The organism is Vescimonas coprocola (assembly GCF_018408575.1).
GTDB classification, from domain to species: Bacteria; Bacillota; Clostridia; order Oscillospirales; family Oscillospiraceae; genus Vescimonas; species Vescimonas coprocola.
The window spans coordinates 372699-395066 of sequence record NZ_AP023418.1; the positions used below are offsets into that span (position 1 = coordinate 372699).

Annotated in this window: 13 protein-coding genes and 1 pseudogene; 7 read left to right on the plus strand and 7 right to left on the minus strand. The window is 56.0% G+C overall.

Annotated features, from left to right (window positions below; translation table 11 throughout):
• Positions 1 to 17: 17 nt before the first annotated feature.
• From KJS28_RS01900 to KJS28_RS01915, 4 genes are read right to left on the minus strand one after another with little or no spacing between them, the layout of a single operon-like run.
• Positions 18 to 926 carry a GerMN domain-containing protein gene (locus tag KJS28_RS01900; protein ID WP_213541523.1) on the minus strand — a complete coding sequence of 303 codons (909 nt, stop codon included), beginning with the start codon at positions 924 to 926 and terminating at the stop codon, positions 18 to 20.
• Positions 923 to 2341, minus strand: coding sequence for a sensor histidine kinase (locus KJS28_RS01905; RefSeq protein ID WP_228298415.1), 1419 nt, complete (start codon positions 2339 to 2341; stop codon positions 923 to 925). The genes KJS28_RS01900 and KJS28_RS01905 overlap by 4 nt, the downstream gene beginning before the upstream one ends.
• The gene (locus KJS28_RS01910) at positions 2313 to 3020 is read right to left on the minus strand and encodes a response regulator transcription factor (RefSeq protein ID WP_021858531.1); all 708 of its coding nucleotides are present in this window, start codon (positions 3018 to 3020) and stop codon (positions 2313 to 2315) included. Before KJS28_RS01910 ends, KJS28_RS01905 begins: the two co-directional genes overlap by 29 nt.
• Entirely contained in the window at positions 3017 to 3394 is a 378-nt protein-coding gene (locus KJS28_RS01915; RefSeq protein WP_213541525.1) for a ComEA family DNA-binding protein, read from the minus strand. The genes KJS28_RS01910 and KJS28_RS01915 overlap by 4 nt, the downstream gene beginning before the upstream one ends.
• Positions 3395 to 3568: 174 nt before the next feature.
• Here KJS28_RS01915 and KJS28_RS01920 point away from each other — a divergent pair, with 174 nt between their 5' ends.
• The 4 genes from KJS28_RS01920 to KJS28_RS01935 all read left to right on the plus strand — a co-directional run bounded on the left by KJS28_RS01920 (position 3569) and on the right by KJS28_RS01935 (position 7731).
• Positions 3569 to 4918 (plus strand): D-alanyl-D-alanine carboxypeptidase family protein, encoded by a 1350-nt coding sequence (locus KJS28_RS01920; protein WP_213541526.1) that lies wholly within the window; start codon positions 3569 to 3571, stop codon positions 4916 to 4918.
• A 65-nt stretch (positions 4919 to 4983) separates the two neighbouring features.
• The gene (locus KJS28_RS01925; RefSeq protein ID WP_213541527.1) at positions 4984 to 5652 is read left to right on the plus strand and encodes an RluA family pseudouridine synthase; all 669 of its coding nucleotides are present in this window, start codon (positions 4984 to 4986) and stop codon (positions 5650 to 5652) included.
• A 109-nt stretch (positions 5653 to 5761) separates the two neighbouring features.
• Positions 5762 to 6949, plus strand: coding sequence for a toll/interleukin-1 receptor domain-containing protein (locus tag KJS28_RS01930; protein WP_213541528.1), 1188 nt, complete (start codon positions 5762 to 5764; stop codon positions 6947 to 6949).
• Positions 6946 to 7731 (plus strand): protein phosphatase 2C domain-containing protein, encoded by a 786-nt coding sequence (locus tag KJS28_RS01935; protein WP_213541529.1) that lies wholly within the window; start codon positions 6946 to 6948, stop codon positions 7729 to 7731. The genes KJS28_RS01930 and KJS28_RS01935 overlap by 4 nt, the downstream gene beginning before the upstream one ends.
• A gap of 196 nt (positions 7732 to 7927) precedes the next feature.
• On the opposite strand, the gene KJS28_RS01940 is transcribed toward KJS28_RS01935, so the two are convergent.
• Complete coding sequence (locus tag KJS28_RS01940) at positions 7928 to 13531, minus strand: S8 family serine peptidase (RefSeq protein ID WP_213541530.1); 5604 nt, start codon at positions 13529 to 13531, stop codon at positions 7928 to 7930.
• 938 nt (positions 13532 to 14469) lie between these two features.
• Here KJS28_RS01940 and KJS28_RS01945 point away from each other — a divergent pair.
• The 3 genes and pseudogenes from KJS28_RS01945 to KJS28_RS01955 all read left to right on the plus strand — a co-directional run.
• On the plus strand, positions 14470 to 15048 hold the full coding sequence (locus KJS28_RS01945; RefSeq protein WP_213541531.1) for a TetR/AcrR family transcriptional regulator: 579 nt from the start codon (positions 14470 to 14472) through the stop codon (positions 15046 to 15048).
• 194 nt (positions 15049 to 15242) lie between these two features.
• On the plus strand, positions 15243 to 15773 hold the full coding sequence (locus KJS28_RS01950; RefSeq protein WP_228298416.1) for a class I SAM-dependent methyltransferase: 531 nt from the start codon (positions 15243 to 15245) through the stop codon (positions 15771 to 15773).
• Positions 15774 to 15777: 4 nt separating this feature from the next.
• A pseudogene (locus KJS28_RS01955) lies at positions 15778 to 15981 on the plus strand (SAM-dependent methyltransferase); the annotation flags it as partial.
• Positions 15982 to 16083: 102 nt separating this feature from the next.
• Here KJS28_RS01955 and KJS28_RS01960 read toward each other — a convergent pair.
• Positions 16084 to 21345 carry a DEAD/DEAH box helicase family protein gene (locus KJS28_RS01960; protein WP_213541533.1) on the minus strand — a complete coding sequence of 1754 codons (5262 nt, stop codon included), beginning with the start codon at positions 21343 to 21345 and terminating at the stop codon, positions 16084 to 16086.
• A gap of 2 nt (positions 21346 to 21347) precedes the next feature.
• Entirely contained in the window at positions 21348 to 22367 is a 1020-nt protein-coding gene (locus KJS28_RS01965) for a hypothetical protein (protein ID WP_213541534.1), read from the minus strand.
• Between the last annotated feature and the right edge of the window lies 1 nt (position 22368).

Here is a 22368-nt window from a genome sequence, read left to right on the forward strand (position 1 = left end):
GATTCCGGGTGAAGGATCTATCGGATGGGGGAGAAGGGCTGGCTGATCTCCACGCTGCCCAAGGAGGAGGCTACCTCGCCGTCCAGCAGAAGCTGTATCTGCCGGACACCACGGGCAGAGCACAGGGAATTCACCAAGCCCTGCACCATGCGCTGCTGCTCCGTCTCGTCCTCCGGCATCAGGTACTGATCCCCCTTGGGGAGGTTCAGGTAGCAGATGCCGCCCTCGGTGCGTACCGTCAGCACCGCAAAGCCGGTGGGCAGCAGGGGAGACAGGCTCTCACTCTCCGGCCCGGCCTTCAGGGCCGACAGGATCACCTCCGCCTGACTTTCGCCCTCGTAGACCGTCAGCAGGCGCTCCTCCGCCATCAGCTCTCCAGTCTCCCGATCCGGGAAGTAGAGCCGCAGGGAGAGGTTCTGCACCACGTCATCCTGACTGGTCATCAGCACGTCCCCGGCCAGAAAGATGTTGCTGTCCCGGTAGACAAGCTCCGTGCCGTTGACGGTGATGCGGACGGAGTAGATGCCCACGATCTGGGACAGAGACAGAGTTACGCAGTAGTCGGCAATGGTGAGTTCCATGCCGGACAGCTGGCCGTAGGCGCTGGAGAAATCCACCCACGCAGCGCCGGCGGAGACCTGACAAGCCAGTAGCCGGGTGCTGGCAGGGATGGGACTTTCCAGACTGCTGTCGGCGCTGTCCTCCAGCAGAAGGGATACCACCCGGCGCACCTGCTGCTCGGCGGGGAGAGTGCTGTTGGCGGCCCAATCGACACTGCGGCTGACGATGGCATCGCCGCCGGGGGAGCCGCCGGAGGGGGCGGGATAATACAGCAGTAGGTGAGGACCGTCAGAGGAGGAGCCGCCGCAGCCGGTAAGGGCCAGCAGCGCAAAAAATGTCAGCAGGGCTGCAAGAAGCCGCTTCATGTGCTCCCTCCTTCCTCTGTGACCTGGGGCAGACGGACGGTGAAGAGGGTACCCTGTCCCGCGGGGCGGTGGGCCACGGACACCGTGCCGCCCCGGCGGCACACCGTATCGCTGACGATGCTCAGGCCCAGACCGGTGCCGCCCACCTCACGGGAGCGGGCCTTGTCCACCCGGTAAAAGCGCTCGAAAATGTGGGGCATATCCTCGTCGGAGATCCCGACGCCGTTGTCCTCCACCTGGATCACCACGTCTCCGCCCTCCACCGTCAGAGCGGTGTGGACGAAGCCCATGTGGCCGGAATATTTGATGCCGTTTTCCATAAGGTTATATAGAATTTGGTGCAGATCGTCCTCGGTGGCCAGCACCACGGCGGACTCGTCCGCCTCGTAGGAGAGAGTGGTTTCCTGCTCCCGTGCCACCACCGCCAGCATCCGTACCACCCGGCGCAGCACCGGGGCCACCGCCACCGGCGCAGGCTCGGCGGCGGCTCCGCTGTCCAGCCGGGTCAGGCGCAGCAGATCCTCGGTGATACGGGTCAGACGCTGAGCCTCCTCGCCGATGTCCGCCACAAATTCCCGTGTGGTCTCAGCGTTCATGTCGTCGGTCTGAAGAATGGAGTCCGTCAGCAGGCGGATACCCGCCAGCGGCGTTTTCAGCTCGTGGCTGGCATCGGAGACAAACTGGCGGCGGGCGCTCTCCGTGCGCTGGAGACGGTCGGTGAGGCTGTTGAACTCCGCTGCCAGCTGGGCGATCTCGTCGGAGCCAGTCACCTTGGCCCGGTGACTGTAAGCACCCTCCCGCACCTGACGGATGGCCTGCAGCAAATCGCTGATACGTCGGGTGAACATCCGGGAGAGCAGAGCGCTGAGGAACAGCACAAACAGGGCCACCAGAAGGGAGATGCGCATGATATTGGTCTGGAAGCTCCGCAGCAGCTCCGCCTGTACGGTGTCGTACTCGTAGGCGTAGACCGCTCCCACGATCTGGTTGTGGTACACCACCGGGGAGGCACCCCGGCTCAGGAATGCCTCGCCGTCGTAGCGGCAGTAAAAGGTGTCGTTGCCCCGCAGGGCCTGTGCGATCTCCGTATAAAAGGCGTAGAGTCCACGGGCGTTGTCCCCCTCACGGGTGTCATAGAGGATGCGCCCGGCGGTATCCGTGACCAGCACACGGGAGACGCCGGTCTCCTCCACGGCGGACATAGCCTGGGCCACATTGTCCTCCGTCAGGTCGGCCAGACCTGACAGGGCCGCCTCGGCGATCTTGACGCTGCCGACCATGGCGGTTTGCTTGGTGCGGAATACCAGATTCTGGGACACCAGAAGGGGGTAGGTATTCAGCAGCAGCAGCACCGCCAGAATTACCAGAATATAGCTCAGGCCGAACTTAAATTGTAGGCTGATCTTCCCCGGCAAAATAGTAACCCACTCCCCACTTGGTGATGATATAGGCGGGCTCCGCCGGAACACGCTCCAGCTTCTCCCGCAGGCGGCGGATGTGGACATCCACCGTGCGATAGTCCCCGGCGTAGGAGTAGCCCCACACCAGATCCATCAGGCTCTCTCGGCTGTATACCCGCCGGGGATTTTTCATCAGCAGTTCCACCAGATCGTACTCCTTGGCGGTGAGGTCGATGGCCTTGCCGTCCCGGATGGCTACCCGCTGGCGGGTGTCCAGCGTCAGGTCACCCACTGTCAGCAGCTCCGGATCCGGCTGGGCTGCCGGACGGCTCTGGCCGGAGGAGCGCCGCAGCAGCGCCCGGATGCGGGCCTTCAGCTCCAGAATGTTGAAGGGCTTGGTGACATAGTCGTCGGCTCCGCAGGCAAAGCCCATGATCTTGTCGGCGTCCTCGCTGCGGGCGGTGAGCATGATGATGGGAACGTCGGAAAATTCCCGTATCTTCATGCAGGCCTCGCTGCCGGAGAGGCCGGGCATCATCAGGTCCAGAATGATGAGGTCCAGCGTCTCCTGACGGGCCAGCTCCACGGCGGTTGCGCCGTCGTAGGCGGTGAGGACCTGATAGCCCTCGTTCTCCAGATTGAATTTGATGCCCTTGACCAAGAGCTTTTCGTCGTCTACTACCAGTATTTTCATGTATCGTCCTCCACGGTGATCTGCTGCCGGATGGTTTCAAAAATGCCCTCGCCGATGCCGTTGACATCCATGATGGACTCGATATCGGCAAAGGGGCCGTGCTCCTCCCGATAGGCCACGATGCGCTGGGCCAGTGTGGGCCCGATGCCGTCCAGTGCTTCCAGTTGGGCGGCGTCGGCGGTGTTGATGTTCACCTTGCCGGGGACGGCGGGAGGATCGGGAGCCTCCGGCTCCTGCGCTGTATACTGGGGCGTGACGGTGTAGTCCCCGCCGCCGGCGCTGCGGTGGTCGGTGAAATACAGCAGCGCCAGACACAGAAGGAAGATGGCCGTCAGAAGCAGCAGATATTTTTCTGTTTTTGTGATCTTTCCCATTTTTCCGCAGTTGACTCCCGGTCGATTTTTGTTATAATAAGAGGAAAGCGACCCTGCGGCCGGGAGGGGGGCTGCCCCGCTGACGGCCGCTGATACCGGCGGAGAGCATGAGGGCCGGCTCCTGCTTACGGATGGTAGATAGGTTCATTATAGCATAGATGGAGAAAAATTACTATGAAAATTCGCCGTATTCTATCTGTTTTTTTGCTGACCGTGCTGATGGTCAGTCTGATGCTGACCCCGCAGGCCTACGCCCTGCCTGCGCTGGAGATCAAGGCCAAGGCGGCCGTACTGGTGGACGCCGATGAGGGGCGGATCATCTTTGGGCAGAATGAGCAGGAGAGGGAATACCCCGCCAGCATCACCAAGGTGATGACGGCCCTGCTGACGCTGGAGGCCGTGGACGCCGGGAAACTGTCTCTGGACCAGCCCATCACCGCATCGGCGGTGGTGAACGATCAGGACCCGGAGGGCAGCTCCGCCGGCATCGAGGAGGGCGAGGTGCTGACGGTGGAACAGCTGCTGTACTGCCTGCTGCTGGTGTCCGCCAACGAGGCGGCGGACATTCTGGCGGAGACGGTATCCGGCTCCCGTGAGGCCTTTGTGGAGCTGATGAACCAGCGGGCGCAGGAGCTGGGCTGCACCGGCACCCACTTTGCCAACACCAACGGCCTGCACGATGTGAACCACTATACCACCGCCTACGATATCTATCTGTTCTTCCGGGAGGCCATGAAGCATGAGACCTTCATGACCATCACCGGCTCCGTGGCCTATGAGGTGCCGGCCACCAACAAGTCCGAGGCACGGGAGCTGCACACCACCAACTCGCTGCTCTCCAACTGGCGTATTCTGGATTATCTCTATGACGGGGTGGACTGCGGCAAGACCGGCTCCACGCCGGAGGCGGGGTACTGTCTGGTGTCCAGCTGCCTGCGGGACGGCAAGCGGCTGGTGGCGGTGGTGCTGGGCGCCGAGGGCGAGGGGACTCATATCGAGAGCTTTTCCGAGAGCGCACGGCTCTATGACTACGGCTATGACAACTTCAGCAAGCAGCTGGTGGTCTCCACGGAGGGCGTGTTCCGCCAGCCGGTGGCCCTGTCCAAGGAGACGGACTGCGTGATGCTCTATCCGGCGGAGAACGCCGAGGCGTTCCTGCCCTCCGACGTGACGAAGGATCAGCTGGAGCAGACGGTGACGCTGAAAAATGAGGTGGCGGATGCTCCCATCACCCGGGGGCAGGAGATGGGGACCCTGACCATCTCCTACAACGGGCAGGTGTGCGTCACGGTGCCGCTGCTGGCGCAGGCGGACGTCAGCGCCTCCCGGTTTTTGGTGGCCAAGGCGGCGGTGGAGGAGTTCCTCTCCCGCACCATTGTGAAGGTGGCGCTGGTGGTACTGGTGCTGCTGGTGATCCTGCTGGTGCTTTGGGCGAAGGTGTTCCGCCGCAACCGGCGCTACGGCAGCCGCAGCGGCAGACGGTATCGGAGCAGCTCCTACCGGGGCGGCAGAAGAGGACGCTGAAAAACGATAGACGGGCGGGTCTGCCCTAAGGGCAGGCCCGCTTTTTATGGGCGGAGGTGTATGGTATGGCGGAGGAGCTGCGGATCCTCTATGAGGATCCCTATCTGGTGGTGTGCGTGAAGCCGGTGGGGGTGCTGTCGGAAGACAGCGAGAGCGGGCGATCCCTGCCACGGATGCTGGCGGAGCACTACCGGCAGGCGGGAAAGCCCGACTATATCGCCACGGTGCATCGGCTGGACAAGATCGTGGGCGGGGTGATGGTATTGTCCCGGCGACGGGAGGTCACGGGCAGGCTGACGGCGGCCATAGCCGCTCATGAGATCACCAAGGAGTATCTGGCGGTGCTGCGGGGGCATCCCCGGGAGCCGGCCGCCACGCTGACGGATCTGCTGTTCCGGGACGCCTCCCACAATAAGAGCTATGTGGTGAAGCGGATGCGTAAGGGCGTCCGGGAGGCCCGGCTCTCCTATGAGGAGGTGGGGCGCACGGAGGAACTGTCGCTGGTGCGGGTGCAGCTCTATACGGGGCGCACCCATCAGATCCGGGTGCAGTTTGCCTCTCGTGGGCTGCCGCTGCTGGGGGATATCCGCTACGGCAGCAAGGCTCCCGGCTGCACGGCGGCGCTGTGGTCGTATCATCTGGGCTTCCGGCATCCCGTCACCGGGAAGCCGGTGGATGTGACGTGTCCGCCGCCGAAGGCGTATCCGTGGGACCTGTTTGACGGGGTAAAATGACAGAGAGCACCGGCGGTCTGTGGGGCCGTCGGTGCTTTTGCGTGGTTGCCAATCGGAGACGGATGTGGTAGAATCCGGGGAGAAGAATCGCTGCGAGAGGGGGAGCGCCATGCAGGAGCTGATAAGCGCACTGACGGCCCATGAGGAGGAATGCTCACGGGAGTTTGAGGCAGATCTGTCCGCCTTCTGCACCCGGCATATGGACGCCCAGCTGGTGCAGCAGCTGCGGCAGCTGGTGGCGGAGGGGGAGGAGGATCTGGCCTACCGGGCCTTCTATGCCCTGACCATCATCTACCGCAATCGGAAGGACTATCAGCAGCTACAGGCGCTGTTCGAGGAGAATCCACGCTTTGCGGGACACCCCTCCTATCACCATCTGCTGATTTTGTTCCAGCTGGAGGCGGAGACCTTCTTCGATGCGCTGGAGCTGCTGGAGCTGGCCCGTGAGGACGCACGGCAGCACCGGGACAATGCAGGGTATCTGCATCTGTTCGCCCATCTGTTCGTCTACACCTGCGAAAAGAGCCGGGGAGAGATGCGGGAACAGGTACGCAGAGAGTACTACGACGACGTGGAGCAGGCGGTGGAGGATGCCATCCGGCTGGACCCGGCCTATGCCAAGTTCTACTGCACCAAGGCCCGTGTGGTGGCCCAGCGGGGGCGTTACGGTGAGGCGTACAGCCTTATCAACAAGGCCGTTGCCACGGAGAGCTCCGCCCGGAAGGACTACGCCCTGCGGCTGCTGGACTATCGCCACTGCGAGACGGTGATCCTGCTGCAGGAGCAGCGGGAGTACTTTCAGGGAGAGATGGAGAAGCTGCGCAGATCTGTGCCGTCTTTGCCTAAGCCCAAGACCTTTGTGCCGGGGCGGGGGCCGAAGGCCTATGAGGGTGCAGAGCCTTACTGCTTCGTCAGCTATGCCCACATCAACAGCGACCGGGTGTACCCCATAGTGGAGCAGCTGATGCAGCGGGGCATCCGACTGTGGTACGACGACGGCATCGAGGCCGGCAGCGATTTTCGGGAGTTCATCGCAGAGAAGATACGGGATTCGTGGCAGGTGCTGCTGTTTGCCTCCCATGAGTCCATCCAGCCGGGCTTTGTCCGCAATGAGATCAACTACGCTCTGCACTGCGGCAAGCCTATCCTGCGGGTGAATCTGGACGATGTGGAGCTGACGCCGGGCATGGAGCTGAGCTTGGGCGGGATGCAGTATGTGGACGCCACGGAGCCGGGCGGCGACTATCTGGAGCGCATTGTCCGGACGCTGCTGGCGGAACGGAAGGAGAAGGCATGAACATCACACAGCAGCTCTGCTGTGCCGGTGCAGCGGAGAATCAGGACTATATCCGGCTGGGAGAGGACATCGCCATGGTGGTGGACGGCTCCACACCGCTGGTGAAGGATCCCCGTGTGCCGGAGGTGCGGGAGTATGTCCGCCTGTTGGCGGACGCCGTGGCCGGTGCAGAGGGGGAGGATCTGCCCAACATGGTGGCAGCGGGCATCGAGACCCTGCGGCGGCGCTACGGCGTCCCGCCGGAGACGGAGGGCGTCTCGGCGGCGCTGGCGATCCTCCGGGAGACGGGGGAGCAGGTGGAGGTATTCGTGCTGGGGGACTGCGCCGCCGGGGTACGCTTCCGGGACGGGCGTGGGCCGGAGTTGGTGTCCCAGGAGGCGGTGAGCCGTCTGGACGGCGCTGTGGTGGCGGAGATGTGCCGTCTGCACCGGGAGCGAGGTATCGACGTCATCGAGGCACGGCAGCTGCCGGAGGTGCGAGAGATGCTGCTGCGGCACCGGCGGATGATGAACCGGCCGGGAGGATACTGGATCGCAGGCTTCGCACCGGAGGCGGCCCGGCACGGCACTCATCGGGTGTACCGGAGGGAAGAACTCTCCCGAGTGGTGCTGTTCTCCGACGGCTTTTCCGGCCAGAGGGAGGCTCTGCTGGGAGCGGAGGAGCCGTGCTTGCAGGAGCTGTATCGGCAGCTGCGGCAGCGGGAGGCGGCGGACAGCCGCTGCAACCGCTATCCCCGGCTGAAGCCCGGCGACGATGTCAGCGGCATCGTGGCGGTGTTTTGATGGGCCGGGAGCTTTGAACTGAAAAAATGAGAAAAGGCAGCGGGCTTTTGCCCACTGCCTTTGTGTGTGGAGTACCATCGATGGATCAGGGCAAACACGCCTGCCGGCGATGGTACTGCGGATACATGAAAGACAGCCCTCCGGCTTTCGCCGGAGGGCTGATCTTATGGCAGATGATACTGCGGAGACTTAGAGGTCAGCCCTCGTACTTCTCCTTGCGGCTGCGCAGGACCAGTACGGCGGCGCCGGCCAGAGCCATCACAGCGGACATGGTCCACATGGTCATGGTGCTGTTGTCGCCGGTGTTGACGCCGGGCTGCTTATCGCCGCAGCGAGTGCAGGTGCCGTCCTTGTAGTCGTGGCCCAGAGCCTTGATGACCTCGCCCTTAGCCAAGACCTTACCGCAGGCGGCGCAGACCGTATCACCGGTGTAGCCGTCCTCGGTGCAGGTGGCGGGCTTGGCGTTCACGACCTTGGTGTCCTGATGGAGGTCAGCGGTGAGCGCCTCGGTGACGTCCACAGTCTGATCGTTGATCTCCGTCTGGTGGACGGTGACGGCGGTGGAGGTATCCACGGCGGTGGGATCACTGACGGTGAAGGTCAGGGTCGCCGCAGCGGTACCGGCCTTCAGACCGTCCACATCCACATAGCCCAGCGTGACCTTGCCGTCGGCATCCTTGTGAGAGGAGTACTGAGAGGCGAAGGTGACGTCGGCCAGAGTCAGGACGCTGGCGTCATAGTCCACGGTGAAGAGGCCGTTGGTGGTGATATCGTCGTTCTTGGGAACCACGGTGACGGTGACGGTCTTTTCATCCTCGGAGACAGTGATGGAGGAAACGGGGGTCGTGGTCTCGGCATCGGCGGGCTTGACGGCGCCGGTACCCGCGTCGTTGGCAGTGTTCAGGCTGCCGGTGACGGAGGCGGGAGTCAGAGCCTTGGCCTGCGTCTCCGCCATAGCGGAGGCGGCATCCAGAGTCACATCGCCCAGAGCACTCTTCACGGTGACAGCGTTGTTGCCGGCCTCGCCGGAGGCGGCGGGAACGGCGGAGTACAGAGTGGCAGGCCACACCTCGCTGCCCACGTCGCCCAGCAGGCTGGCATCCCAGTAATGGGTGTCGCCGTCGTCGTCGGTGGAATAGGCCAGACGATAGATGTCGTTGGTCTCGCCGTTGAAGTAGGACAGATACAGCACGTCGCCGCTCTCCTCCTCGGCATAGACCAGAGAGGACATGGAGGAATCGTTCTGGTCGAGGCCGGGATAGCTCAGATCAGGCAGAGTGGTCTTTTCCACATCGTCCAGAGTGTACAGCTCGACCGTATTGTTGTAGTAGACATATCCCAGCGTCCAGATGTTGCCGGCATCGTCCAGTGCGACAAACACATCTGCGGGGCAAAGGGTGCTGCCGACTCTCACATCATAATAGCCCATGTTGGCAATGGCGGTGAAGAAGTTGGCGTCCTGCGTGGCCAGTGTCTGCTGGAAGCTGTAAGCGCCGGCATCCAGTTCATCGGGATGCTGCAGAGTGGATACATAGTAGCCGTAGATCCAAACCATGTTGCTGCCGTTCTGTTCCCCGGAGTACAGGTAGCTGTGAGCGATATCGAACAGGGGGAGATTGCTGCCGTTGCCGCCGTCGATACCATTCCAAGTGTGCAGGTTCTTGCCGGTGGCCAGATCTACCTCGTGCATATTGTAGCTATCGCCATCCAACAGCAGCAGGGTGTTGTTGTCAGCATCCAGAGTGGTGGCACCCACGGAACCGGCTTCCAGCTCGGGGCCGGCGGTCCAAGTGGCATCGTTGCCCAGATCCCAGGTGAAGAGTTCAGCCTTGCCCTTGGCATCCTGCAGAGCGCCGTTCAGGGTGACCTCCACCGCCTTGACTGTGACCACGCAGGTGGCGCTGACGGAGGGATCCTTCACGGAGGTGGCAGTGATGTTGGCAGTACCCTTGCCCACAGCGGTGACGAGACCATTGTCGCTGACGGTGGCCACGTCGGTGTTGTCGGAGGACCAGGTCACGGTGTCGGGCTGTACGCCGAAGGGCTCCACGCTGGCGGTGAGCTTGGCGACGTTGCCCTTGAAGAGGGTCAGGGCCTCGGTGTTGAGCTTCACGGTGACATCACCGGCCAACTCATCGGGGTTCAGGTTCAGCTTGTAGGTGACGTAGTTCTCGGCGTAGTCGTACACCTGCAGCAGCAGATGGGTAGCCGTAGAATCGCCCAGAGACAGGGTGAAGTTCTGGCTGGCACCCTTGGCAGCGCCCTCGGGAGAACCGGCCGCTTTGCTGACGACGCTGCCCTTGTCGTAGTCCAGCAGGGCCACGGCGGACATATACTGGTCGTCGCCGGCGGTGAAGGTCAGGACCTTGTTGCCCTCGGCGTCGGTACCCAGATTCACGTTGGAGACGGTGGGAGCCGTCTTATCCACGACCATGCCATAGTGCATGGTAGCGCCGTCGGACAGAGCATCCCAATCCACGGTGGCGTTGCCGTCCTTGTCGTAGCTGGCGTAGTACTCAGGGGCCAGAGTCAGGTCCACATTCAGGTAGGTGCCGTCAGCTGCGTTGGGGGTATCGCCCATGTTCAGGGTGTACCGGGTGCTGATCCAAGTGGCGTCGCTGCTGGAGTAGAAGGCGGAGGAGACCTCTCCCAGATCGCTGCTGGAGAGAACCTTGCCGTTGCCGTCGGTGATGGTCAGGCGGGAAGCAGCGGCGTTGCGGATGGCGGTGAAGGTCATCTTGTAGAAGTTGTTGATCTCCGGATTGATGGCATCACGGGCGGCATCATAGAACTCGTCCAGACCGAAGGGGTTGCCGCCGAAGTAGTAGCCTTTCGTTTCGCCCACGGCCTTGATGGTCAGGGCCTGATTGTTTACGGAATCGTCACCGTTATAGACATACATATAGGGGGCGCGGGTCTCCAAACCATTGGCATAGGCGATATAGCTGCCGATATCGAACATGGAGGAGTCGGTCCAGCTGCCATAGTAGCCCAACACGGGGATGGAGTGGCTGTCGCCCTGCTCACCCTCGGCGGTGGCGGCCTCGTTGGCGAACACATAGCCCTCCACATAGGTGCCGGTGTTGCCGCTGGCCTTATCGTAGGCATCCAGACCCAGCAGAGTCACATCGGCGGTGACGTGCAGGCTGCCGCCGGCGGGGATCACCACGGGAGCAGTACCCAATTCCTTGAAGAACAGGTAAGCATCGTAGGTGTCGATGCCGTTGTCGTTGTCGAAGTCAGCGGCGTCCTTATGCGCAATGTCGGCACGCACGCCGGTGACATAGTCCAGCAGAGCCTGACCGTCATCGGCATCGACCTTACCGTCGCCGTTAAAGTCACAATCTTTCAGTGTATCGTTCAGGAAAGCAGCGTATTCGCCGTCCACGGTCCACTTGACGTTGGAGGCCACGGGAGTGGTCCGGGTGTACTCGAAGTTCACACCATCGGAGGACATCAGACTCTGCGTGAAGAAGTCGGCGCTCAGGTCGAAGTAAGCAGCCTCGTCCTCCAGATTGTGGATGGTGAAGCCGAAGGAGTACTTGCCGGTGCGGGCGGGATCGTCGCCCAGCTCTACCTTGACCTTGCCGTCTGCAGCGCCGGCGTTGGCGCCCTCATCCATCAGGATGTAGGTGCCGGAGGTAACGGCATTGGCCACGTTGGCCAGACCGGCACCCTGACGCAGCACGGGATAGTAGCCGTCGCCGTCCTTACCGTAATCCTCCACCATGGGCTCGGCGGTGGACATCAGCAGGGACTGAGCCAGCTGACGGGCGGTGAGGCCGGTCTGCTCGGTGAGATCATTCTCACGGATGTACTGAGCCACCAGAGCGGCCATACCGGTGATCTGAGGAGCGGCCATGGAGGTGCCGGACATATTTTGATAGGTACCGCCGTCCTTCAGGGAGTAGATGTTGCCGCCAGGGGCGGTGATCTCGGGCTTCATCTCCAGAGAACCGGGAACGCCCCAGCTGGAGAAGCTGCTCATGGTGTAGTAGTCGGCGGAGGCGTGGTTGACAGCGGCGGAAGCACCCACGGTCATGGTGCCGGTGTAGTACACAAGACCGGAATCGGTGGTGTGCTTCTCGGAGCTGGCCTTGATGTACTCGCCGTCGGCCTGCAGTATGGAGACATAGGGGGCCGTGTAGTTATAGCCATCGGTAACCATGCTGATGGTGCCGGGCTCGTTGTTGGCCACGATCAGGGCAATGGCACCGTTGGAGATGGCGTTGTTGCCCTTATCGGTGAAGGCGATGGAGCCACGGTTGCAGATGGCGATCTTACCGGTGAGGATATCCTTTACGGCGGCAAAATCCTCGGCATTACCGGCGGTGTCCACATACACGAACTGCTGCTCACCGGCCAGAGTCGTCAGAGCCTGGATGGGAGCGCTGGTGCTGTCGGTGTAGAAGAGCTTCTTGCCGGCCACTTCCACGTAATCACCGGTGCCGCCCACGTTATCTACGGAGGCAACGCCCAGAGAGTTGGTGTAGGAGCCGGGGGAGCCGGTGGTGGTCCAGCTGTTGCTCTCGACATAGGGATACTGGTAGGCAGTGTTCTCGAACCAGTTGCCGGAGTTACCGGCGGAGATGGACACCACGGTGCCGCTATTGGTGATGTTCTCCATGATGGCCTGATAAGCGGCATAGGAGTTGCGGGAGGTACCGGGGTTGCTGCTGCCCAGAGACAGGTTCACGGAATCAGCGCCCAGCAGGATGGCGTCCTCGATGGCGACCATATAGTCGGAGTCACGAGCGCCGCCGTTGGTGCCGAATACCTTCATAACGAACACCTGAGCATCCGGAGCCACGCCCTGCGTCAGAGCGGTATCCAGAGCGGGGGAGAAGGAGCCGTCCTCGTTCTTGATATAGCGGTTGCCGGCGGCAATGCCGGTGACGTGGGAGCCGTGGTCACCCTGCTTGTCGTTGGCGTGGGTGATATCCAGATCGTCATCCACGTAGTTGAAGCCGTAGGGGATCTTGGCGTTGACGTACAGCTGATCAGCGGTGACGCCGGGCATCTTCTTGGAGGCGTTCAGCTGCTCCAGAACGGTATCCGTCAGATCAGCAGCGGTCATCAGCGTGGCGCCGCTGTCCTTCACGGCATAGGTGAAGGCATCGGGATCCAGAGAGGGATGGTCGGTGTCAGCACCGGTATCGATGATGGCCACCTTGGAGCCGGCGCCGGTATAACCGTCCGCCCAAGCCACATGGGAGCCGATCATGCTGCCGGAGGTAGCCATGTTGGGATCGGTGGTCTCATTGTCCTTCACCACGCAGGGCTCGTAGCGGGTCTCAATGAGCACGGCCTCGACGCCGGAGATCTTTTCGATCTTTTCGATCTGGCCGTATTCCACATTGGCGGAGATGATGTTGGCCGCCAGAGTCAGGTTCCAGACCACGTCCAGAGCCTCACCGCCCAGAGCCTTTTTGGAGATGGTCTTAGCCATCTTCTCCTGCTTGGTCTCCAGCTTCTGGCGGTACTTCATGGCCGCAGAATTGGTAGCGATATCCTCGCTGGAGTAACCCTTCGCCAGCGTGGAGGCATCTTTCAGAACGATGGAGACACGGACTACGTCGGTGTCTGCATATTCCGGAGTGTCTTGCGCCACCTTCTCAGCGTTGTTCTTGTCCAAACGCAGATCGGTGGAACGGTTGTCGATCTTCTCCCAGGTGAGGCCGTTGCCGGTACCGCTGGAAGGCGTCTTGGCGGCGGCCCAGGTGGGCGTGACCAGACTCAGGCTCAGAACCAGAGCCAGCAGCACGGACAATGCCCGCTTCATGGGCTTGGCGTGTTTCATAAGCGCACTCTCTCTTTCTCCGGCATCAGCCGGTTAGAATTGACCATACGGTGTGCCGGAAGCGGCTGCCCTGCTGCATACCGAGCAAGTATGGTTTTACCAATCATAGCACGATTTGGAAGAGATTGCAATTCTTGAGAAATATATTCTGGCGAAATTTTCGTTGAAAATTTTCTCTTATGCAGGCATATTTTTGCCGAATTTAACAGTTTTTTCAAAAATGGAATACCGAATCGATTCGCCGAATGACTTACTGCGCAAAGAGGAATGTGCGTGACAGGAGGACAAAGATGAGAAATGTCCGGGAAATGGGCTATATAAAGGGTTAGCGAGGGCTAACCAAGGGCGTATGGAGGCGGGGGCGTCTGCCGGAGACGGACAGGGGTAGTAAAAGCTCCAGCCGACTTGGCAGAAATACCGTTGATGTCCTTTCCGCTTGCCGGAAATTGAAGGGCTATAACTGCGATGTGAATTTTCAAGTCAAAGCCGAAAGAACATTTTGATTTTTCTCATTAGGGGGTGCAAGGGCGGCTTGAGGAAAGAAGTTCTCCGAATAAAGAAAAATCCAGACCGGCCGGGCTTTTGCACCCCCTTGTCTGGATTTTTCCCGTATCACGGCGTTTTTTTAATAGGAAAATAAAAAAGGTACGGTAGCCCATTGTATCATGGACTACCGCACTTCGTGGCAAATGACTCTAATTTTGATAGAAACCCGTTAAGGGGATGCAATTACGGTTTGGAGGGGGGTGCATTTTTGATTTTAGGGGGGGTGCAGTTCTTTGCCAAAGGAAGAGGAGCGCCTTCATGAAATAATGTGTTAAGGGAAAATAATTTTTTGTTAAAATGCATATGTTTTCCCCGCACCTCTTGCAAACCAGAAAAAATGCGGTATAATATGACCAGAAGAACCAAAATGGTCATTTGGATGGTGAACGAGCTTGGCTTTTACCGACTATGAAACAGAACAACTTCACAAGGCGCTGCTGAAGGAAACAAGACGCTGCGCCGTCACGCTGGGGATGAAGAAAACCTCAGTGGATCAACTGACAAAGGCGATCGGCATCGCAAAAGGCTCGTTCTATAAATTCTACGAATCCAAGGAGATGGCCTTCTTCGCGGTTCTGGAAAGTATCCACTCCGAGCTTTACGGGGTGGCTGACCATGCACTGAGCGAAGCAAACGGCTTGCCGCCGTCGGAGCGTGCGGCAGAGGCGGTTCTTGCCGTCTGCCGGAGGCTGTCCGATACCGGCGACATGGTTTTCATTGAAAACGATGCGAAGCTGCTTTTGCAGAGACTGCCGGAGGATGTCAAAAACGTGCATTACCACGATGACGAGACGCACATCCGTCAGCTTCTGGAAAAATATGACCTTGTGCCGAGTCGCGGCATCTCTTTGGCTGCTGCGACGGTGCGGGGACTGATCCTCACCATTTCTCACAAGGAGCAGATCGGGGAGCTATACCCACAGGTGCTGGAAACGCTGGTGTACGGCGCTTGCAGGGAGTTATTTAAATAAGCGGAAGGCCGCAGAAATGCGGCTTTTCCAAGGCGCAACGGTTAGCGCCATCTAACCGCCCGGATGCACACGTCGGTTAGGTTAATCTAACATTGAAAGGAATGATAGCGATGCAGGAACACAAGGATTTCTGGGACAAAAATGCCGGTCGGTACGACCACTTTATGCGAAAGGATGGGGCGGCGTATGACGAGATGTATGAGCTGATCCGGCCAGTCGTGCGGCACAAGACGGTGCTGGAGCTCGCTGCCGGCACGGGATTGATCGCAAAACACATCGTAAACGCGGCGGCACATATCGAGGCGACGGACGCCTCCGCAGAGATGATCGCCGAGGCAAAGCGAGATAATCGCTCGGCAAAGCTGCACTTTTCGGTGCAGGATATGTTCCGCCTGCCGTATGCGGAGGAGTCCTTTGATGTGGTGATCGTGTCCAACGCACTGCATATCGTGCCGCAGCCGGAGAAAGCCCTGCAAGAAATCAAGCGGGTTCTGAAGGATGACGGCGTGTTGATTGCGCCGACCTTTACCCACGCAGGGAACTCGTTTACCGGCAAGGTCAGGGCATTTTTTATGAAGCTGGCAGGTTTCCCTCTCCACAGCAGGTGGACGAGCGAGGAATACCTGCGCTTCCTACGGCAAAACGGCTGGGCGGTGCGGAAAAGCGCTGTTCTGAAGGCATCCTTCCCGCTGACCTATGCAGAATGTGTGAAATCGGAGGTGTGATAAGATGTCATTTTTTGAGAACACCAGAAAGCCTGTGGGGCTTGGCGGGAAAATCATGGTCGCCATGATGAACGTCGGGCACAGCGCCGTGGCCCGGTGGGGGCTTCAATTTCTGAATGCTGCGCCGGACGCCAAGGTGCTGGACTGCGGCTGCGGCGGAGGGGCGAACATCAAGAGACTTCTGAAAAAATGCCCGGAGGGTAGGGTTCCATCTCATAGGGAAACGAATTGAACCCCCGGGGGGCACTACCGGTACGGAACAAACAAAATAGCCGCAAGACATCAAAATGATGTCTTGCGGCTATTGTTTTTATAGGTTATCCAATATCGTTTTTAGCGCATATGGTTTCGCATATTTCAAATGCGCGTCGCTTACGAAGATAGTGTTTTCTTCTACAGGCTTAGTCCACATGGCAGGGTAAACCACTACTTTCTTTTTGCTGTAGCGGCCTTCTGCCCTAACAGGATCATGCTTGACATCGATATGGACACCGGAAATCTGTAGTATCTGCTCCAACGATTGAAGTAAATACTGTTGATTTTTATCGGGGAGTGCAGATGCCCTAATGCCTGTTTCACCCCAGTTCAACAAATCAAGCGCAGCCTTGCGGTCAAGAACACTATGGATATACTGATTGCGATAATGCTTCAAGCATTTATGGCATGCACTATCGCAAGAACAACCGGCAAGCAACTCTCTCGTCTTGGTAAGCAGTTTCTGAATGGAGGACTCAATGCTGACGGCATAACCAGCACCACTCGAAAGACTGTCATATAAGTAGACATCGACGAAGTCACCGTTTTGATTGTGTCTAACACGATAGCCAGTGACAAGCTCAGTAAATTCGATATCCAGTTCTTGACATGCAGCTAAACGCAGCGCTTCCGCAAGAGACTGACCTGCCCGATTAAGCCAGGAGTTCCGTTGAGGATTTATATCAATCAACTGCCTGTCCAAGGCGAATTCTAACACAAGCATATCAGTAACGAAGTCATAGCCAAGATTCACATTATCGGTATCTGTATGCCTGCAGCGTGTTTTATTGAATTTGGAGCGATAGGGGCGAAGAATATCTTTTAGCACAACTGGGTCACCGCCAGGCATTGCCGCCCCGCAATCACAACAGATAGTAAATCCCTTGCCACCAACACCTTTATTGAGCATGATAATTCGCTGATTTGGCCGAACTGCCATGCGAATATTAGCACAGTCATCAACATCTATAACATCGTCAGCATCAGGCAAAGTGGAGTATAAGGGCTGCTGAGTTGCCGTATATTCTTCGTTCAACTGCGCCGTTTCAATCGATGTAGCATTTCTCGGCGCAAATCCCCACGGGCGTAACATTGGCAGCATATTCGTCAAAACCGAATTACCGCAGAAGGGACAGGCTTCGTGATTATCCTCTTCCAAGCCAAACCATCCACACTGCCCACATGTACGGATTGTTTTTCGATAGCTTGCATCGTTAATGAAGGATCTTGCGGGAGATGCAGCTGTTCGCTCGCTCCGCTCTCCACCAGGATAATATAGACCACCGATCTGGTAGGTCGTTTTATCAACAACAATGGCTCTTCCGGGGGCATATTCACCGATAGCAACATCCAAACCTCGTTCAACTTGGTATTTTACTTTCCCCCCCATATCGGAGATATAGGTGCTAACGACATTTTTGGGGAAAGAATAGGTTGGAATGATGCCTTCTTCATAGAGCGCATCCAGTAGCGTTTTCTTTCCGGAGTCACTGTTATCATCTGTTTCGAACAGTTCGGGATGATTGTCTCGTTTCTGTTTCAAAGCAAACAGAGATTTTTCGAGATCGCCTTTGTAGCTGTACAATGCGCCTTGGGAATTTGCAGGAACAAGAATGTCATTTTCACTGATTTTGAAGGTCGTCAGAAAACCGCTAAAAGGCTGTAGGTGGTCGTCCAAAAACTCAATAGCAGAAATTGCATCCAGACTATTGGCTTTTGTTCTCAGATAGGATTGAAGTGCGACCATACCAAGATGACGCTGGACGATCTTCTCGCTGCCGATATCAATCCAAGGTCTCCTGGGATCACCTCTAAACATTGGCACAGGATTAGAGAAGTATAGAGAATCATGCGGTCCATCTTCACAGAACGTAACGATTGTAGACAGACTTGAACCACGACGACCGGCACGACCGGCACGCTGCTGATAATTCTCTCGCATAGGGGGAATATTTCGTAGTCCAACAGCGACCAGTGAGCCAATATCGATACCCACTTCCATTGTAGTAGTACTGCTCAGAATATCAACTGGTGCCTCACCATCTTGTAGGAAATCTTGGAAACGGAGTTCATACTGTTCTGTTTTGGACCAAAGCTCATCCCGCTGATCTTTGTGGGACAGCTGTGCGGTATGTTCTTCCGTATCAATTACACGGATAGTCTCACCCCGGAGCGCTTCATCAATAGGTGCGCGCCAGAAATCCAGTGCATCAATTTCTTCCGCTGTCATGGGATGGATTTTTTCACACTGGCAACTTGGACATTTTCCTCTCAGCAAATACGGAGTGAGCTCCGAACAGCGCTCACACCGGAACCAGGTATGCTCTAAATCGAAACGCGGTTTTACACGGGACAGATCGATATAATACTTTCCATTAGAAGACTGCCCTTCGTCCATGAATTTTTCCCGCAAAATCCGACTCCATTTTGCTGCGATAGGATCATTATCGCCCCATCCCATTATTCCTCGTATATCGGTAGAGAACTTTTTATCCTTATCAATACCATATCCTACATAGTTCGGGCGTACTTTTTCGCGGATTACATCAGGGATCGTATGGCCAAGGACCACAGAGGAATCACAGGTGGAAAGAATCCATGCATTGAACAGTTCCATAAATTCTTCCTCAGTAACTTCATTGCCTGCCTCCTCCAATGCGTCAATCGCATCCCATTTTGCCGCATCTGTAGGCTCTATCCAGCTGAGTGCAGAGTCAATCAGCGTATTATATCCGCCGCAATAGAAACGAAAGAGTTGCTCTTTCATTTGTGCCGGCGCATTATCAATGGTGAAGCGAGGGGTGTATTGCTGGTTCCGTTTCTTTGCGCGAGTGTAATTCTTCAATGCTTGCGTGCCGTGCTCAATCAGTCTTGCTCGTTGCTTTTCGGTTTCACTGTCATGGAAAATCTGAACATGATGCTCCACGGCTACCATGGCAAAGTAGTCATAAAAATAATTCATGGACTGTTCCACAACTTCTTGTTCCATTCGATCGATGGCAAGCGCAGCAAGCTGTCTGGCGGCTGTCATATCAGAAGCATCCGACATATCTCTTGCCAGCTTCGCTGCCCGCTGCCGACTATCCGAGAACAGCAGGACCTTTCGCCCTTCATTAGGCAGCCGATTCGGATCTCCTGTTTTTCCGGGAACCGCAGGCTGCGCCTGGAACTGTGCCTTGATCAAATTGAAGAAGGACTGATTGCCTCTTGTACTGAAAGAGGTAAGCTGCATTTTGGACAACTCATGACGGCAATGGGGACAAGTGGCAAATGTCAGAATATCAGGACGAGCCTTTGCGGTAAAACTGCTATAATACAGTTTTCTGATGCCCGGCTTTCCTTCCAAGGAATCATCCAAAAAATCAATAAAACCGCTATACACATCCAAATAACAAGGCAAAATTTTATTCTGTCCCTGTCTTTCCGGCAGCCGATAGTCGGCAGACGGAATAAAGAGGTGTATTTCCTTGACCTCATCTTCATTCATCATACCAGGTTGATGCCAAAGATAAGTGCGTTTTCTGGCTTCAAAATCCTGTTTTAGGACAAAGCCTCTGAAGAAAATACTACCGCAGCGGCGATCATTGTACAGCTCATAAACTGTGCTTCCACATTCCTTACAGGTCAAATTGCCATCCGCAAAATAGACTTCCCCCAATGTTAAACCATTTTCTGTGCGGGAATGAGAACACTTGGGATTTGTGCAAGCATAAACACCTTTGATTCCTCGGAAGAGCATGTGCATTCTCGCCGGAAATAGCACGCTGCCACTTTCGCTTCGTGCCAAGGGTGCAATTGCAAGCATGACACTGACAGCTTGAAGGGCGTCTTCCAGATTATTGTCTGGGAAAATGGATTCTGCCAGTTCTTGTAGAGAGGCCGCTGTACCACGGCAACGTTTGAACATTTCGCAGAAAGGCACATAGTCAATCAGGTGGTCATATAGCCACTGATATGCGTCTTCGGAGGAGCTAAATGGTGCAGCACTATTTGCGATGCCTGTCCAAAAGCGATTGAGTGCCATGAGCCTCTTCGGGTTATCACCCTCAAATTCATCGGGAAGCGATTCGTTGAATTTGCTGAAAGGGATAGTGAACGCACTTCCGCTTCCAATTTCCTCTTGTTCACCAGTGAGATAACAGAACGGATGCATGTCGTCAGATGCAGTCAATTCATTTGCAAATGTCCTGACGGCCTTCCGGTCATTCTCGTTATTGTTGGGCATACTTGCGGTAGTCAATATAAATTGAACTCTACTGCGATTAATGCCCAAACGGTGGAATAAACGCCGTATGAGCAATGATACCTCGCCGCCTGCAGAACCACGATACATATGCGCTTCATCAATGACAAATAGAAGCTTATTATTCGGATCTGCATTTAGCCATGCCTGAGTATCTGACCATATTTTATGCTCTCTTGGCCGAAGAAGCATATATTCAAGCATGGAGTAGTTTGTAATCAAAATATCGGGGCAGAATTGCTGCATTTCAAAACGAGTTACCAGTTCTGCATCCTCATCGTTCGGAATATGTTTTCCGTTATAGAGTTTTTCAAGGAATTCATCAAAATTTTCTTTGGCCGGTAGTTTTCCGTCCTTAATGAGTTTCTCTAAAAAAGCTTTTTCTTCATCGTTTTCAGGATTGACCATACGGGAATATGTTGCCGCAAGTGAACGGTCCTCACTACGTCGGGGCTCCTTACCTGCATAAGGAGTTCTTCCGGTATACATGCCGAATTGAGGGCGGCGGGAATTATTTCCACATGCGGTGCGGAATATATTTATAAATCGGTGGTCTGGATCACCAATCAAACGGCGCAAACGACTAATCTGGTCAGAAACCAGGGCGTTCATAGGATACATGATAATCGTTCGGACGCCACGCATAGCCCAGCTATCCGGGCTATTTCTTGCTTCTGAAGCAAGTTTTGCCATCAAGGGCCACATAAAACATTCCGTCTTACCAGAGCCTGTACCTGTTGACACAAACAGATCCTGACCCTCAAATGCCGCTTCCAAAGCGGAAATTTGGTGACAAAAAGGTGATGGGTATACGCCAAGATTGGCATCTGATAGCGCCTTAAAATAGTCTTTCAGCCAATCAGGTAACTTGGGAGATGACTGGATTCCGTTTGTCGTACTTTTGTAAGCAGGTGATGATTCAACATACGGTTTTTGATAAAGAACACCTTCTTGATTCAGCTTATTTTGTGCAGCGGACAGCAAGATAGGCGACTTCCCAAAATATTGCGACTTTATATAGTTTTCCAGAGCTTCACGCAGTTGCAAGTGAACTCCGTTTGCACCATTGGACATAATCATTCCTCCACAAAGCAGTAACCCATTGATTCCAACTCATGTTTGAACATAGGATAGATTTGCCTTGCCATCATTCTTGTAAAGACTTGGGGCGTTTTTGATGTAAAATCATATCGCACAGGCCAGCTATAGAGTTTGAAGAAGTTTTCTTCCGAAGGTGGCAGACGATAGCCAAGTTTGATTTCTATCAGACTTCCCTTTGCCTTCGTTTTGATTTCTGGAAGTGTTCCATGTTTTTTTAGAAGTGATATTGCAATCCTTCTATATTCGCCGTGGTTGCTTGGAACATTCGAAAAATAGTCCCGCATTCTCCATTCTGGAATCGGTGTATTCAGAAATACCCCATTACTATATCGATAAAATACAAAAATTTTATTTGGCTCACCATATCTTGCAAGGGATATATGGTCATTTTTTTCGGGAATCTGTTGCCAATACCCCCATTTAAATGGAGGATCAAGCCGCAGAAACTCTGAGTTATCTGGCCATTCTATTTGTTTCCATTCGCAATGCGCCAACAGTTCTTCGAGATAGCTTTCAAACGACTGCTCCTGTAGACCAAACATTGATGATATTGTCCTGTCGGAAGTTGAAGTTTGAACGGAATAGAAACCCAATCCGCTCATAAATAACTTCAAGTCAGGTGAAATACCTCTGTGAAGAACAAGATCCCCATTTCCTCCAGTTGCAAGAGCGGCTGGGGATATTTGATAAGCGGAATGATAAAAGAACCCATTTCGCAGATAGATAGAGTATATTTCCTCAATCAAATCCGTCTTGTCATGCGGGAGGAGAAATCCAATCTTCGGATAAATGCCCTCATAAGCATCAAAAATCTGGTCAATTCTGCTTTTGAAATGCTGAATAGAAACTGAACCTCCATCCTCGGTGTGATCCCAAAGCGAAGCGAGAGCCATTTGCCCAGCAACACTATAAACGACCCGACAAACCCATTCGTTGTCATCTGACTGCGGAATATTTAATTGTCTTCCAATTGAAACAATTAGGTCGTTTATCATA

Bases quoted from the DNA above. Each gene is read 5' to 3' on its own strand.
- KJS28_RS01900 (WP_213541523.1), bottom strand. From the start codon at position 926: ATGAAGCGGCTTCTTGCAGCCCTGCTGACATTTTTTGCGCTGCTGGCC.
- KJS28_RS01930 (WP_213541528.1), top strand. From the start codon at position 5,762: ATGCAGGAGCTGATAAGCGCACTGACGGCCCATGAGGAGGAATGCTCA.
- KJS28_RS01960 (WP_213541533.1), bottom strand. From the start codon at position 21,345: ATGTCCAATGGTGCAAACGGAGTTCACTTGCAACTGCGTGAAGCTCTG.
- KJS28_RS01920 (WP_213541526.1), top strand. From the start codon at position 3,569: ATGAAAATTCGCCGTATTCTATCTGTTTTTTTGCTGACCGTGCTGATG.
- KJS28_RS01915 (WP_213541525.1), bottom strand. From the start codon at position 3,394: ATGGGAAAGATCACAAAAACAGAAAAATATCTGCTGCTTCTGACGGCC.
- KJS28_RS01965 (WP_213541534.1), bottom strand. From the start codon at position 22,367: ATGATAAACGACCTAATTGTTTCAATTGGAAGACAATTAAATATTCCG.
- KJS28_RS01940 (WP_213541530.1), bottom strand. From the start codon at position 13,531: ATGAAACACGCCAAGCCCATGAAGCGGGCATTGTCCGTGCTGCTGGCT.
- KJS28_RS01950 (WP_228298416.1), top strand. From the start codon at position 15,243: ATGTATGAGCTGATCCGGCCAGTCGTGCGGCACAAGACGGTGCTGGAG.
- KJS28_RS01935 (WP_213541529.1), top strand. From the start codon at position 6,946: ATGAACATCACACAGCAGCTCTGCTGTGCCGGTGCAGCGGAGAATCAG.
- KJS28_RS01910 (WP_021858531.1), bottom strand. From the start codon at position 3,020: ATGAAAATACTGGTAGTAGACGACGAAAAGCTCTTGGTCAAGGGCATC.
- KJS28_RS01925 (WP_213541527.1), top strand. From the start codon at position 4,984: ATGGCGGAGGAGCTGCGGATCCTCTATGAGGATCCCTATCTGGTGGTG.